The following is a 13,244-nucleotide window of genomic DNA, read 5'->3' as shown; positions in this document are numbered from 1 at the left end:
CCGTCGCGCGCGGGCAGTGGCAGGTCTTCGGACTCGCGGGCGACCACGCCCCCGGCGGCTCGGAGTCGAGCGCGCGGGGACGCGGACCTACTGGCCGTCGCTTCCCAGACCCGGCCGGGTCCAGTGCGTGTGACGGCGGTCGTTCCCGCTCACCGCTGCGGGGCAGTCCCGGATTCCCACCGGGTTCCCTCTTGCGACGCGCCTGCCTGGCGGGCAGGGCGAACCAGCTGCGTCCGCCACCCTAGCCGCCACCGCCCGTCCTGGCAGGAGCGCCCGCTCCGCGAGATCCGGCGCGCCACCGCGGGGGCCGGGGGCAGGGGTGGGGGATGACCTGGATCAACCACCCGGTCGATGGTGGCCGCCGGGCCGGGCGGCGAGCGTGGTGGACATGAACGTGATCGAGGTGACCGGGCTACGCAAGAGCTACCCGGAGCGGACCGCGGTGGACGGGGTGTCGTTCCAGGTCGGGCGCGGCGAGATCTTCGGGCTGGCCGGCCCCAACGGCGGTGGCAAGACGACCCTGGTGGAGTGCCTCAGCGGGCTGCGCCGGCCGGACGGCGGCACGGTGCGGGTGCTGGGCCACGACCCGTGGCGGGAGCGGTCCGCGCTGCACCAGCGGATCGGCGTCCAGTTGCAGGACAGCCGGCTGCCGGGGGAGCTGCGGGTCGGCGAGGCGCTGCGCCTGTACAGCACCTTCTACCGCGAGCCGGCCGACTGGCGGGAGCTGATGGCCACCTGGGAGCTGACCGACCGGCGGAACACCGCCTTCAACAAGCTGTCCGGCGGCTGGCGGCAGCGGCTGCTGATCGCGCTGGCCCTGGTGGGAAAGCCGGAGCTGGTGGTGTTGGACGAGCTGACCACCGGGCTCGATCCCTATGCCAGGCGCGCCACCTGGGCGATGGTCCGGGAGCTGCGGACGCTGGGCGTGACGGTGGTGCTGGTCAGCCACTTCATGGACGAGGCGGAGGCGCTCTGCGACCGGGTGGCGGTGCTCGGCGCCGGCCGGCTGCTGGCGCTCGGCAGCCCGGCCGAGCTGGTCGCCGAGGCCGGCGCGGACAACCTGGAGGAAGCGTTCCTCGACCTGGTGGAGGAGTACCGCTGATGCGTAGCTTTCTGGCCCTGACCAACGTGGAGTTCCGGCTCTTCGTGCGCGATCCCGGGGCGGCGTTCTTCACTCTGCTGTTCCCGACGATCCTGCTGATCGCCAACAACAGCTTCTTCGACGAGGCCGACGAGGGCTCGATGGCCGTCGCGCTGCCGATGCTGATCGGCATGGTGTTGGGCATGGTCGGCGTCGCCATGGTGCCGGCGTTCGTCGCCGAGTACCGCGAACAGAGCGTGCTGCGGCGGCTGATGGCGACGCCGGTGTCGCCGGTCCGGCTGCTGCTGGCCAACGGGGCGGCCCAACTCCTGGTCGCGCTGCTGGCGATGGTGCTGCTGGTCGGGGTGGGGGCGGTGTTCTTCGGCGCCGAGGCGCCGGCGGCGCCGCTGCTGTTCCTCGGCGTCTGGCTGCTGGGGGCGTTCAGTCTGCTGGGGGTCGGCTTCCTGGTGGCGGCGCTGGCGCCGACCGGCCGCAGTGCCAACGCGGTCGGGCTGGGGCTTTTCTTCCCGATGCTCTTCCTTTCCGGCGGGATGGTGCCCCGGGAGGAGATGTCGGGGACGGCCGCCAGGATCGGCGACTTCCTGCCGCTGGGGCCGGTGATCCGGGGGCTGCGGGACGCCTGGGAGGGGTCGGTGCCGCAGCCACATATCCTGGCGGCGATGCTGTTGGTCCTGCTGGTCACCAGCGGTTTGGCGGCCAGGTTCTTCCGGTGGTGAGCGATGTCGGACGACTTCGAGTCGCGTTGGGATCACCTGTGGGCGCTCGCCCCGTTCCTGCTCGCCGGGTTGACCGCGCTGACGGCACTGACCGACGGGGTGCACCCGGTGAAGCTGCTGCCGGCGCTGGTCGGCGCCGGCTGGTACGCGGCGACGGTCTACCGGTACGAGAGCTGGCTGACCCGGCCCGCGCTGACCACCCTCTACCTGGTCGGCGCGCTGGCCGTGACCTCGGTCGGACTGCCGCTGCACCAGGCGTACTTCATGATGACGGTCAGCCTGACCGTGCAGTGCTTCATGTTCCTGCCGAACGGCTGGACCTACGCCGGCGCCACCGCCGTCACGCTGGCCCAGGTGGTCAACCCCTGGCTGGACCGGCCGGCCCCCGGTGACCTGCCGAACCTCGCGCTGGGGCTGGCGGTCACCTGCGTGATCGGCGGCTCGATCCGGGCGGTGGCCGAGCAGAGCGAACAACGCCAGGTCGCGCTCGCCGAGTTGGCCGCCAGCAACGACCGACTGCGGTCACTGGCCGAGGAGAACGCCGCCCTCCAGGCCCAACTCCTGGCGCAGGCCAGGGAGGCCGGCGTGCGCGGCGAGCGGGAACGGCTGGCCCGGGAGATCCACGACACCATCGCGCAGGACCTGATCGGGATCGTCACCCAGCTGGAGGCCGCCGAACACGCCGCCAGCCAGCGCGCCGAACCGGGCGGCGCCGGCCCGGGCGGTGACCCGGACGCACAGCTGCGGCACCGGCTGGACGTGGCCCGCCGGATGGCGCGCGAGGGCCTGGCCGAGGCCCGCCGCTCGGTCCGGGCGCTGCGCCCGCGGCCGCTGGCCGACGCCCAACTCGCCGGCGCGCTGCGGGCGGAGACCGCGCGCTGGTCGCTGGCCCACGGGATCGGCGCCGAGGTCACCGTCACCGGCGACCCGGTGCCGCTCCACCCGGAGGTGGAGGTGACGCTGCTGCGCACCGCCCAGGAGGCGCTGCGCAACACCCAACGGCACGCGGCCGCCGGCCGGGTGGGCGTCACCCTCTCCTACATGGGCGACGTGGTGGCGCTCGACGTGCGGGACGACGGGGTCGGCTTCGCACCGGGCGCCGCGCCGGCGCCGGGCGGCGGCGGGTTCGGCCTCACCGCGATGCGGCAGCGGGTGACCAGGCTGGCCGGCACGCTGGAGATCGAGAGCCAGCCGGGCGAGGGCACCGGCGTCTCCGCCACCCTGCCGGCGATCCCCGCCGCCCGCGCCGTGCCCCTCACCGAGACCGAGCGGACGACGGCACGGGAGGCCGACCCCGGATGACGGTACGACTGTTGATCGTGGACGACCACGCGATCGTCCGGGACGGGCTGCGCGGCCTGTTCACCGGCGCGGACGGCTACCTGGTGGTCGGTGAGGCGGGTGACGGCGAGGAGGCCATCGCGGTGGCCCGACGCACCCGGCCCGACGTCGTGTTGATGGACCTGCGGATGCCCCGGCTCGGCGGCGCCGAGGCCATCCGCCGGCTCCGCCGGGAGGCGCCCGACATCCGGGTCCTGGTGCTCACCACCTACGACACGGACGAGGACGTGCTGCCCGCGATCGAGGCCGGCGCCACCGGCTACCTACTCAAGGACGCCTCCCGGCCGGAGCTGCTGCGTGCCCTGGAGGCCACCGTGCGGGGCCGGGCGGTGCTGGCGCCGGCCGCCGCCGAGCTGCTGATGAGCCGGGTCCGGGCGGCGGCCGACGGCGCGCTCAGCCGCCGCGAGCTGGAGGTGCTGACCCTGACCGCCCGGGGCGCGACCAACCGGGAGACGGCGGCCGAGCTGTTCATCACGGTGGCCACCGTCAAGACCCACCTCCAGCACATCTACGCCAAGCTCGGCGTCACCGACCGCACCGAGGCCGTCGCCGTCGCCTACGAGCGCGGCCTGCTGCGCGGCGGCCAGGACCGCTGACCGGCTGGGACCGCTGACCGGGACAGGACCGCTGACCGGCCGGGCCGCGGGTCAGGCCGGGGCGGCGCCGGGCGGGCGGAGCAGCGTCAGGTCCGCGCCCCAGGAGTCCAGCACCGCGCCGTGGCCGGCGGCCCTGGCCAGCTCCTCCACGGCGCCGAACACCTCCCGCTGGAGCGCCGGATCGCCGGTGGTCAGCAACCGCCGCCCGGTGGCCAGCAGCGGATCGACCGCCCACCGACCCGCGCCCAGCGGCTGACGGGTCAACTCCCAGCGCAGGTACTTGTTGTAGGGGCGGACCCGGCCGTGCAGCGCGAACAGCGCGCTCCACAACAGCGGCACGCTCTCGGCCGCGTCCCAGCGTCCCGCCTCCGGGCGGCCGTCGCGGAAGCTCTTGAGCGAGCGGTACGTCTGGTTGGTGTACGCGTCCAGGTAGCCGTCCGTGGCGCTGGCCCGCTCGTCCGGCGTCAACCGCCGCTTGCGGTCCAGGATCTCGCCGATGCCGCCACCCAGCCGGTCCAGCAGCACCCGGGCGTGCACATAGGCGTAACGCGCCCACTCCCACCCGTCCCCCGGGTGGCCGCGCCGCCGGAATTCGTCCAACGTCATGACGACCAGGTCGAGTTCGGCGGAGCGGAAGCCGTCGCTCGCGGTGATCCAGTCGGCCGCGTCCGGGGCGACCACCACGTGCAGGTCGTGGTCGGAAGTCCCAGTCGGCATCCCGTCGTGCACCTGGGAGCCGCTGAGCACCAGGCCGAGCACGGTCGGCTCGGCGTGTGCCCGGGCCAGGAAGGCGTCCAGGGCGGGGGTGGCGGGGACGGGTTGGGGGCGGGACATGGTGAACTCCAGGCGGCGGCGCCACGGTTGCCGGACCGTGGTGGGACGAAGGTCTGCGCTTCGGTGGCGGCACCGGGCCGCCACGGGGGTTCACCGCACGCCGCCGATCCTAGGACGCGCCCGCCTCCCCCTCCAGACCCGCGTCCAGACCCGCGTCGCCCCGCCCGTCGGCGTCCGTGCGCCGAGCCTCCCGGGGCTCCGGCGCCAGGCCGGTGGCCAGCGCGTAGCGGACGGCCACGTCGTGGTAGTCGGTGCCGGCGGCCACCCGCTCGGGCAGGTGCCGGCGCCGGCTCGCCGACCGGGACGCGTGGCCCGGCGTGCCGTGGAAGGTCACCCGGGCCTCGGGGCAGCGGCCGAACCGCACCTCGTCGGCGTGCAGGGCGGCGTCGAACGAGATGTCCGGCACCGCCGGCGCGGCGGCCTCGGTGGCCGGCTCTCTTCAAGTCCCGCCGGACCTGGCGGTGGCCTTTTTCGCCAGGTCCTTCGCGACATCGGTGACCTTGCCGGCCACCGAGAGGCCGTCCCCGCCGCCCGACAGCTCCTCGCCGGTCTTCTCCACCGCGCCGCCGGCCCGGTCGACCACCCCGCCGGCCGTCGCGGTCGCCTCCCGCACCACCTGCTCGACGATGCGGGGGTTCTGGTCGATGGTGGCGAGCACGTTGCCGACGATGGCGGCGACCTGGTCGAGCCGGACCTTCAGCAGCGCCTGGGCGTCCACCCCCTTGAGGTCCAGCTCCAGCTTGCCCAGGGTCACGTCGGCGCCCACGTTCAGCTTGAGCAGGTTCAGCACCTCGGCCTGGAGCGAGATGTGGGCGCGCAGGTTCTCCGTCTCGATCCGCAGCTCGTCGAGCTTGAGGACCGGCACGTCGAGGAAGACGTCGCCCTCCTCGGCGGCGGCCGGCGGCCGCGCGTCGGCGTCACTCATCGTCCTCGTCCTCCTCGTCGCGGTCCTCCTCGTCGTCCCCGTCAGCCTCGTCGTCCCGGGCGGCGTCCTTGTCGTCCCCGTCGCCGTCCCCGTCCCCGTGCGGGCGCACCACCTCGCTGTCCCTGATCTCCCCGCGCCAGCCCTCGATCTCCTCGTCCGGCGCCAGCGTCACGTAGCGCTGGAAGTGCTTGAGGTCCAGCCGCACCCGGCGGCCGACCGCGCGCCACAGGTTGCCGGTCTTCTCGAAGAAGCCCGACGGGTGGTACTCGATCACCGCGACGATCCGGGTCAGTGTCGGGGTCAGCTCGTGGAAGCTGACCGCGCCCCTGGTGGTGCCCTTGGAGCCCTCGGAGCGCCAGACGATGCGGTCGTCCGGGACCTGCTCCTCGATGGTCGCCTCAAAGCTCCGCTCGGAGAACGCGATCTTGGTCTTCCACTCGGTGGTGGTGTCGTCCGTGGTGGAGACGTTGCTGACGCCCTTGGTGAACACCCCGAACTTCTCGAACTGGGTCCAGTGGTCGTAGCAGGTGCGCAGCGGGACCCCGATGTCGATCACCTCGACGATGTTGGTGACCTTGACGTCGCCGGCCTCCTGCTCGCCGCCGGTCTGGGTGCCGTCCCCGTCCTCGTCCCCGTCGCCGTCGCCGCCCGAGCCGCCGGGGGTGATCTTGTCCTTGATGCCGCTCATGGTGGAGCCGGCGGCGGCCTTGGCCGGGTTCTCGCCCTTCAACATCCGGGCGGCGGGCTCCGGCACGGCGCCGCTCTTCGCGGCGGACTCGGTGAGCCGCTGGGCGGTCTCGGTCAGCTTGTCGCCGGCCCGGTCGATCAGGTGCTGGGCCTGGGCGCTGAGGAAGCCCATGAGCTCCTCGCGCACCCGGTCGAGCCCGGTCGCCTGCTCCTTGTCGTCCTGCTCGTTGTCGTCCTTCGTGGTGCTGTTCATCAGCGGTCACCACCGCTGTGGGCGGCCCGCGCCCGGCCGGACGCCATCGCGCGGGCGGGCCGGCGTGGGGCCCGTTCCCTCGGGGTCAGCGGCTCGCCCGGCCGGCGCCTGGCGTGACCGCCGCCGCGCCGGGTCGCGGGGCGCTCCTCGGCCGCCGCGTCATCGGGGTCGGCAGCGGGGTCGTCCTCGGCCGCCGCGGCGTCGGCGGTGGACTCGTTCTCGGCCGGATCCGCCTGGTCAGACCGCCGTTTCCGGTCACCGCTGGCGGCGGACCCGGTGGCCGGTTCCGACGTCCGTGCCCCGTTCCCACCGTCCCCGTCGTCCCCGCCGCCCGGCAGCAGGCGGCTCTCCAGCAGCGCCTTGCTGCGCGCGGCCAGCGAGTCGGCGACGGTGTCGTAGCCGCGGTGCACGGCGGCCCGCAGCACGGTCTGCCCACCGGCCAGCAGCTCGCCGCGGACCCGCCCGGCGAGCCCGTCGAACGGCCCACCGCCGGTCAGCCGGCGCAGGCCGTCGCCGACCAGCTCGCCCGGGTGCGGCCGAAGCCGGCGACCCATCGCGTACGAGGCGATGACCAGGGCCAACTTCGCCTTCCTGGTGCGCCCGAGGAAGTAGCCCGCGGCCATTCCCGCGGCCACCGCCGCCCGGGTTGAGGTATCGGTCATGCGTGTCTGCCCCTGCCTTCCGGTCGCCCGGGGGCCGGTCGCGAGCGACCGGCCCCGAACCTCGCCTGGGCTTCCAGCGAAGGCCGTCCCGGCGACCGCCGCACCTCCCGCGCCGCCGAAGGGGTGGCCGCCGCCCACGCACCGGGGCTGCGGGGAACCTCCACCGAACGCGCCGGGAACGGCCGGAACGTCCCCGCGCCATGACGAAACGGTTACCGCGCCACCGGAATGGCGCGATAACCGTCACGGTCAATCGTCGAGGAATGACCGAAAGTCGCCCCTCCGTCAGCTCTCTCTGGTCGCCCGGCGACGCCGGCGGGCGACCTCCCGGCCCGGCGACTGGTCAGATCGCCGGACGAGGCTGGGTCCAGCCCGGCACACCGCCGTGCCCGAGCCGCTCCACCTGGGAGGTGAAGTCGGCCGCCATCTGCTGGGCCTCGTTGCGCGCCGGCGACTGGTTGGTGATGTTCACGGCCACCGTCAGCACCCCGCTGACCGGCGCCTTCGGGGACAGCCGCACCGGGGTGCAGGTGAAGGAGAAGTTCTGCGGGGTGGTCGCGTCATAGGACGCGATCCTGGCCTCGCCGAGGCTCGCGGTCTGCCCGGTGTGGTAGGCCCGGTCCATGGTCGCGAAGACGCCGACCGCGTCCAGCCCGGGCAGGGACTCGCGCCCCACGCTCAGCTGCTGGACCCGGCCGAAGGACGCGCCCTGCTTGGCGTTGGCGTAACGCAGCAGGTGGTTGGGGCCCTGGGTCAGCATGATCGGGAACGGCGCCCCGTCGAAGACCGCGAACATCTCCTGCTGTTGGGCCAGCAGGCTGTCCCGCAGCTGGAACTCGGAGAGCAGGGTGTCGGCGAGGTTCCGCATCCCCTCCATGTGGTGCGCGTCCCACTGGCGGGGGCGCATGTCGGCGACGCAGACGGTGCCGAGGATCTGCCCGGTGTGGTCGAGCAGGGGCGTGCCCAGGTAGGCGCGCACCCCCATCTCGTTGACCAGCGGGTTGCCCTTGAACCTGGGGTAGTCGAAGACGTCGTCCAGGGCCAACTGGGAGCCCTGTGCCACGACATGGGGGCAGAACCCGTAGTCGATCGGGGCCTCGCGGGCTATCTCGGGGATGTTGTTCAGGTCGAAGGCGATGCCCCGACCGTCGCTGTCCCCGCCGCCGCCGTTCTCCTCGGCCGTAGGCGGGGTGTACATCCCGCGGAACATCTGGCGCTCGTCGCTGATGAAATTGACCATGGCAAGGGGAGCTTGGGCAAGACTGCCGGCCAGCCGGGCGATGCGGTCAAACTTTGCCTCGGGCTCGGTGTCGTTCAGTCCGAGAAGCTGCAACCGCCGCCTGCGCTGCTCACCCTCGTTCGGGGCTTGATCGGGTGTCAGGGGCTTCATGGACACACATGAAACCAGAACTGATGGGCGGTGCGCCGCCCCGCCGGGGCACTTGGGGGGCCTATTGTCACACCGGTTTCACCTCGTGGCCCCCACCCGTCCCAGGGCCCCATCGGGCCCCTGACAGGCGGCGTAACCTCAGAGCTTGTCCAGATCCGGAGGCTCTCAATCCTCATACGCTCACTTCCCGTCATTCCCGCTCAGAAACAGGCGGTAAGCCCCAACCTCATACGACAATCGTGCGGTGTGCTTGATGCCCCCATCGGCGAACGGGCCGCAGCCGCGACCGGGCTGCCGGCCGGGTCGAGCGGTGCGCGCCGAGGGGCGCGCGGCACCTCCAGCGATCAACTCCCCGGCCGATCCTGATCGACTGAGGCTGAGTTATCACTGTGAAGAGCCGGTTAAGGACTCTGGGTTGAGCGCCTACTTTCGCGTAGGGTGCCTCTGCCGTGCCAGTCGTCCACTCCGCGCCGTCAGCCACGAGGTCATGAAGCAGCCGACAGCTAGCGCCCACCGAGGGACCGTTCGCGCCCCGAGCAGGCCGTTCACTACCGCCCGCCGGAGCGTCGCGCCGATTCGGCACGGAAGGCACCGTTTCCCCCCCAACGCCCGATTCTGCGGCGGGGGTGACCCTACATCAGTGGGCAACCTTGCTCCGGGGCAAACCCGGTCGGAACGCCGCCCAAGGATGGCGTTTCCGGCCCGGGGACGGCACCATGCCCTTTCGTAAGGCATATGACATCAGCACGAAGCCCGGGTGAGCCAGGCTGAGCACCACAGGTAGGACCCGCGTCGGAGACGCCGATCTCCCGCCCCAGCGGCGGAAGACGCGTCACCGGTACAGGGGGGCGGGGGCGGACAGCGGTCCGGCCCCGCATACGTTCGACCAAGCACAGGAACAACCCGCAAGCACATCGTCACCCAGAGGAACGAAGGGGGCAACTTCGCCACTCCGAGTGACCATTCTCACTCTCGTCAGACACCCGAGCACCACCAGCACCACACACCACCACCACAGCGGCACCACGCACGAACACCGCACCACCGCAGGGACGTCAGAGAATCGAAGGAGTTGACTGGTGAAGAGTTCGACAGCGGAGGTCCAAGGACGCGCGGTGGCGGTGATCGGCATGGCGTGCCGGCTCCCCGGCGCGGATGACCCGGACCAACTCTGGGAGGTGCTCCGCGACGGCCTGGACGCGACCAGCGAGACCCCCGCCGACCGCTACGACGTGGAAGCCCTCTACTCCCCCACCGCCGGCCCCGGCACCATCGCCTCCCGCCGCGCCGGCTACGTCCGCGGCATGGCCGACTTCGACGCCGAGTTCTTCGGCGTCTCGGCGGCCGAGGCCGTCGAACTCGACCCGCAGCAGCGGCTGCTGCTGATGGCCACCTGGGAGGCCCTGGAGGACGCCGGCCAACTGCCCTCGGCGCTCGCCGGCACCCGCACCGGGGTCTACGTCGGCGCCGCGCGCTCCGACTTCCTGGAGGAGCAGTACCGGCGGGGCCTGTCCGCCGTGAACGCCTCCGCCTTCCACAACTACCGGTCCCTGCTGGCCGCCCGGGTCTCGCACGCTTTTGATCTACGCGGGCCAAGTGTGGTGCTGGACACCGCCTGCTCCTCCTCCCTGACCGCCGTCCACTCCGCCGTGCTCAGCCTGCGCGCCGGCGAGACCCGGCTGGCGATAGCCGCCGGCGTCAACCTGCTGCTCCGCCCCGACGAGGGCGTGTTGATGACGCAGGCCGGCACCCTCGCCGCCGACGGCCGGGTCAAGTTCGGCGACGCCGCCGCCGACGGCTTCACCCCCAGCGACGGCCTCGGCGTGGTGATCCTCAAGCCGCTGCGCCAGGCCATCGCCGACGGGGACCGCATCCGCGCGGTGATCTCCGGCAGCGCCGTCGGCAACGACGGGCAGAGCAGCGAGTCGGTGCTGACCCCCTCGCTGGCCGGCCAGGTCGACGTCCTCAGGTGGGCCTACGAGGACGCCGGGATATCCCCCGCCGACGTCGACTTCGTCGAAGCGCACGGCTCCGGCTCCCCCACCCTCGACCCACTCGAACTCACCGCCCTCGGCCAGGTGTTGGGCGAGGGCCGGCCCGCCGACCGCCCCGTCATCGTCGGCTCGGTGAAGAGCAACATCGGCCACGCCGAGGCCGCCGGCGGCCTGGCCGGCGTGATCAAGACCGTGCTCGCCCTGGAACACGGCCAGGTGCCGCCCACCCTCAACGTGACCACCCACAACCCCAAGGTCGCCTGGGACCGGCTCCCGCTCGCCATGGCCAGCGGCCTCCACGAGCTCCCCGCGGTCGGCCGCCCGGCCGTCGCCGGCGTCAGCGGCCAGGGCTCGTCCGCCCTCAACGCCCACGTGGTGCTCCGGCAGGGCGAGACGCTCGCCACCCGGCGGGCCGCAGCCCAGACCCCCGGCGCCGAGGGCGCCGACGGCGAGGTCTACCTGCTGACCCTCTCCGCCCGCTCCATCCCCGCGCTCCAGTCGCTGGTCCGCTCCTACGTCGACTACCTCTCCCCCGGCGGCCGGGGCGCCGAGTACCCGCTGGGCGACATCTGCTTCAGCGCCGCGACCCGCCGCCAGCACCACGCCTTCCGGCTGGCCGTGCTCGGCACCTCGCGGGAGGAGCTGATCGCCGCCCTCAGCGACCCGGCCCGCCCGCTGGAGCCGGAGCTGGCCGCGCTGCCGCTGGCCGCCGTCGCCGAGCAGTACCGGCGCGGGCACGACGTCCGCTGGGAGAGCGTCTTCGGGCCCGACCACCTCTACGTGCAGCTGCCGAACTACCCCTGGCAGACCAAGCGTTACTGGCCGGGCGAGCGGGTCGTGGAGACCTCGGAGCGCGGCGGCGACCTGGCCGTGACGGTGCTCCGCGAACACGCCAGGTCCGCCTCCCCCGACTACTCGGACGGCGCGCTGCTCTCCGAGATGGGCATCGACTCGCTGGCCAGGGTGCGCATCCTGCTGCGCCTGGCCGCGGACCACGGCTACGAGGTGGAGGCCGAGGAACTGGCCCAGCTCCGCACCGTGGGCGACTTCCGTAACTGGCTTCACGTGCTGGAGGCACAGGCCGCATGAACGCAGGGCCCCTGACGCTCTTCGACTGGTTCGCCGACTCGGCGGCCGCGCACCCCGACCAACCGGCGCTTGAGGTGGGCCGGGAGCGGCTCACCTACGGGGAGCTGCGCCGGCTGGTCGAGGGCCTGGCCGCCCGGTTGGCGGCGGCGAACGGCGGTCAACCGCCGGGCGCCGTCGGCCTGTTGGCCAGCCGCTCGGTCACCGCCTACGTCGGCTACCTGGCCGCGCTGCGGCTGGGCGCGGCCGTGGTGCCGCTCAACCCGGAGGCGCCGGCGGGCCGCAACGCGGCCGTGGTGGCCGCCGCCGGGGTCGAGCTGGTGGTGGCCGACCAGGCCGCGGCCGGCGCCGGCGCCGGCGCGGACGACGGCGCCGGTCCCGGCGTGCCGACGCTGACCTTCGGCACCGAGGAGCTGCGGGCCGCCGCGGCCGACGGCGCGAGCGCGCCGCCGAGCGCCGCCACCCCGGAGGACGTGGCCTACCTGATCTTCACCTCCGGCTCCACCGGGACGCCCAAGGGCGTGCCGATCCGGCACCGCAACGTGGTCAGCTATCTCCGGCACGTCGTGCCGCGCGCCGAGGCCGGTCCCGGCAGCCGGATGTCCGGCAGCTTCGAGCTGACCTTCGACGGCTCGGTGTACGACCTCTTCGTCGCCTGGGGCTCCGGCGCCACCCTGGTGGTGCCGACCAGGAGTCAGTTGCTCTCCCCGGTGAAGTTCATCGCCAGCCGGGAGTTGACGCACTGGTTCTCGGTGCCGTCCCTGGTCTCCTTCGCCGAACAGCTCGGCACCCTCAGGCCCGGCGCCATGCCGACGCTGCGCTGGAGCGTCTTCGGCGGCGAGCCGCTGCCGCTGTCCCTGGCCCGCGCCTGGCGGGCGGCCGCCCCGCACAGTGGGATCGAGATCCTGTACGGGCCGAGCGAGGTGACGGTCTCCTGCACGGAGTACCGGCTGCCGGCCGATCCCGCCGACTGGCCGGCGCCGCCCAACGGCACCGCCCCGCTCGGCACCGGCTACGCCGAGCTGGAGTTCCTGCTGCTGGACGAGAACGGCGCGCCGACCGACGACGGCGAGCTGTGCGTGCGCGGGCCGCAGCGCTTCCCCGGCTACCTCGACCCGGCGGCCGACGCCGGCCGCTTCCTGCACGTCGCCGCCGACGGGACGGTACACCCCTATACCGGGGACGGCCCGCTGACCGAGGAGCACTGGTACCGCACCGGCGACCGGGTCGGCCTGCGGGACGGGCTGCTGGTGCACCTCGGCCGGGTGGACCAGCAGGTCAAGATCCGCGGCTACCGGATCGAGCCCGGCGAGATCGAGGCCGTGCTGCGCGCCCAGGACGGAGTGCGGGACGCCGTCGTGGTGGCGGTGGTGGGGCCGGACGGCGAGAAGGAGTTGGCGGCGGCCGTCAGCGGCGCCGGCGCCGCGGCCGACCCGCTGTATTCCGCGCTGGGCGGGCAACTCCCGCCGTACATGATTCCGCGGCGCATCACGGTGCTCGACGAACTGCCCCTGAACGCGAATGGGAAAATCGACCGCCGCGCATTGGCCGGGTCCTTCGAATCGGACCGTTCCGGATAGCGCCGAACGTCTCCCCCCAATGTCGTGGACGCCGCGGAATTGGCGTCTCCGCCGATTTCGCCGAATCCCTGTGAGGCT

General features: G+C 73.2%; 12 protein-coding genes and 1 riboswitch. Of the genes, 6 read left to right on the top strand and 6 right to left on the bottom strand.

What is annotated here, in order from left to right:
* Nucleotides 1–17: 17 nt before the first annotated feature.
* Nucleotides 18–226, bottom strand: a riboswitch (cobalamin riboswitch).
* A 162-nt stretch (nt 227–388) separates the two neighbouring features.
* Genes RM844_RS17290 through RM844_RS17275 form a run of 4 tightly spaced genes read left to right on the top strand, consistent with a single transcriptional unit; the run spans nt 389 to nt 3,755 of the window.
* Complete coding sequence (locus tag RM844_RS17290; RefSeq protein ID WP_311668124.1) at nt 389–1,102, top strand: ABC transporter ATP-binding protein; 714 nt, start codon at nt 389–391, stop codon at nt 1,100–1,102.
* Complete coding sequence (locus tag RM844_RS17285) at nt 1,102–1,818, top strand: ABC transporter permease (protein WP_311668123.1); 717 nt, start codon at nt 1,102–1,104, stop codon at nt 1,816–1,818. The genes RM844_RS17290 and RM844_RS17285 overlap by 1 nt, the downstream gene beginning before the upstream one ends.
* Nucleotides 1,819–1,821: 3 nt before the next feature.
* Nucleotides 1,822–3,120: a sensor histidine kinase gene (locus RM844_RS17280; RefSeq protein WP_311668122.1), complete on the top strand. Its 1,299-nt coding sequence runs from the start codon at nt 1,822–1,824 to the stop codon at nt 3,118–3,120.
* The gene (locus RM844_RS17275) at nt 3,117–3,755 is read left to right on the top strand and encodes a response regulator transcription factor (RefSeq protein ID WP_311668121.1); all 639 of its coding nucleotides are present in this window, start codon (nt 3,117–3,119) and stop codon (nt 3,753–3,755) included. Before RM844_RS17280 ends, RM844_RS17275 begins: the two co-directional genes overlap by 4 nt.
* A gap of 51 nt (nt 3,756–3,806) precedes the next feature.
* On the opposite strand, the gene RM844_RS17270 is transcribed toward RM844_RS17275, so the two are convergent.
* From RM844_RS17270 to RM844_RS17245, 6 genes are all read right to left on the bottom strand, one after another.
* The gene (locus RM844_RS17270; protein ID WP_311668120.1) at nt 3,807–4,589 is read right to left on the bottom strand and encodes a hypothetical protein; all 783 of its coding nucleotides are present in this window, start codon (nt 4,587–4,589) and stop codon (nt 3,807–3,809) included.
* Between the two features lie 109 nt (nt 4,590–4,698).
* The gene (locus RM844_RS17265) at nt 4,699–4,995 is read right to left on the bottom strand and encodes a hypothetical protein (RefSeq protein WP_311668119.1); all 297 of its coding nucleotides are present in this window, start codon (nt 4,993–4,995) and stop codon (nt 4,699–4,701) included.
* A gap of 33 nt (nt 4,996–5,028) precedes the next feature.
* Nucleotides 5,029–5,514 carry a hypothetical protein gene (locus RM844_RS17260; RefSeq protein WP_311668118.1) on the bottom strand — a complete coding sequence of 162 codons (486 nt, stop codon included), beginning with the start codon at nt 5,512–5,514 and terminating at the stop codon, nt 5,029–5,031.
* Entirely contained in the window at nt 5,507–6,454 is a 948-nt protein-coding gene (locus RM844_RS17255; RefSeq protein WP_311668117.1) for an SRPBCC family protein, read from the bottom strand. The genes RM844_RS17260 and RM844_RS17255 overlap by 8 nt, the downstream gene beginning before the upstream one ends.
* Nucleotides 6,454–7,116, bottom strand: a complete 663-nt coding sequence (locus tag RM844_RS17250) for a hypothetical protein (protein WP_311668116.1) — start codon at nt 7,114–7,116, stop codon at nt 6,454–6,456. Before RM844_RS17250 ends, RM844_RS17255 begins: the two co-directional genes overlap by 1 nt.
* A gap of 343 nt (nt 7,117–7,459) precedes the next feature.
* Nucleotides 7,460–8,506: a GAF domain-containing protein gene (locus RM844_RS17245; RefSeq protein ID WP_311668115.1), complete on the bottom strand. Its 1,047-nt coding sequence runs from the start codon at nt 8,504–8,506 to the stop codon at nt 7,460–7,462.
* Nucleotides 8,507–9,585: 1,079 nt separating this feature from the next.
* Here RM844_RS17245 and RM844_RS17240 point away from each other — a divergent pair.
* Entirely contained in the window at nt 9,586–11,589 is a 2,004-nt protein-coding gene (locus RM844_RS17240) for a beta-ketoacyl synthase N-terminal-like domain-containing protein (protein ID WP_311668114.1), read from the top strand.
* Nucleotides 11,586–13,166: an amino acid adenylation domain-containing protein gene (locus RM844_RS17235; protein WP_311668113.1), complete on the top strand. Its 1,581-nt coding sequence runs from the start codon at nt 11,586–11,588 to the stop codon at nt 13,164–13,166. Before RM844_RS17240 ends, RM844_RS17235 begins: the two co-directional genes overlap by 4 nt.
* Nucleotides 13,167–13,244 lie beyond the last annotated feature (78 nt).

The organism is Streptomyces chisholmiae (assembly GCF_031845445.1).
GTDB lineage: Bacteria > Actinomycetota > Actinomycetes > Streptomycetales > Streptomycetaceae > Streptomyces > Streptomyces chisholmiae.
This window is presented reverse-complemented; position numbering and strand designations above follow the sequence as displayed.

Bases quoted from the DNA above. Each gene is read 5' to 3' on its own strand.
- RM844_RS17290 (WP_311668124.1), top strand. From the start codon at position 389: ATGAACGTGATCGAGGTGACCGGGCTACGCAAGAGCTACCCGGAGCGG.
- RM844_RS17285 (WP_311668123.1), top strand. From the start codon at position 1,102: ATGCGTAGCTTTCTGGCCCTGACCAACGTGGAGTTCCGGCTCTTCGTG.
- RM844_RS17280 (WP_311668122.1), top strand. From the start codon at position 1,822: ATGTCGGACGACTTCGAGTCGCGTTGGGATCACCTGTGGGCGCTCGCC.
- RM844_RS17275 (WP_311668121.1), top strand. From the start codon at position 3,117: ATGACGGTACGACTGTTGATCGTGGACGACCACGCGATCGTCCGGGAC.
- RM844_RS17270 (WP_311668120.1), bottom strand. From the start codon at position 4,589: ATGTCCCGCCCCCAACCCGTCCCCGCCACCCCCGCCCTGGACGCCTTC.
- RM844_RS17260 (WP_311668118.1), bottom strand. From the start codon at position 5,514: ATGAGTGACGCCGACGCGCGGCCGCCGGCCGCCGCCGAGGAGGGCGAC.
- RM844_RS17255 (WP_311668117.1), bottom strand. From the start codon at position 6,454: ATGAACAGCACCACGAAGGACGACAACGAGCAGGACGACAAGGAGCAG.
- RM844_RS17250 (WP_311668116.1), bottom strand. From the start codon at position 7,116: ATGACCGATACCTCAACCCGGGCGGCGGTGGCCGCGGGAATGGCCGCG.
- RM844_RS17245 (WP_311668115.1), bottom strand. From the start codon at position 8,506: ATGAAGCCCCTGACACCCGATCAAGCCCCGAACGAGGGTGAGCAGCGC.
- RM844_RS17235 (WP_311668113.1), top strand. From the start codon at position 11,586: ATGAACGCAGGGCCCCTGACGCTCTTCGACTGGTTCGCCGACTCGGCG.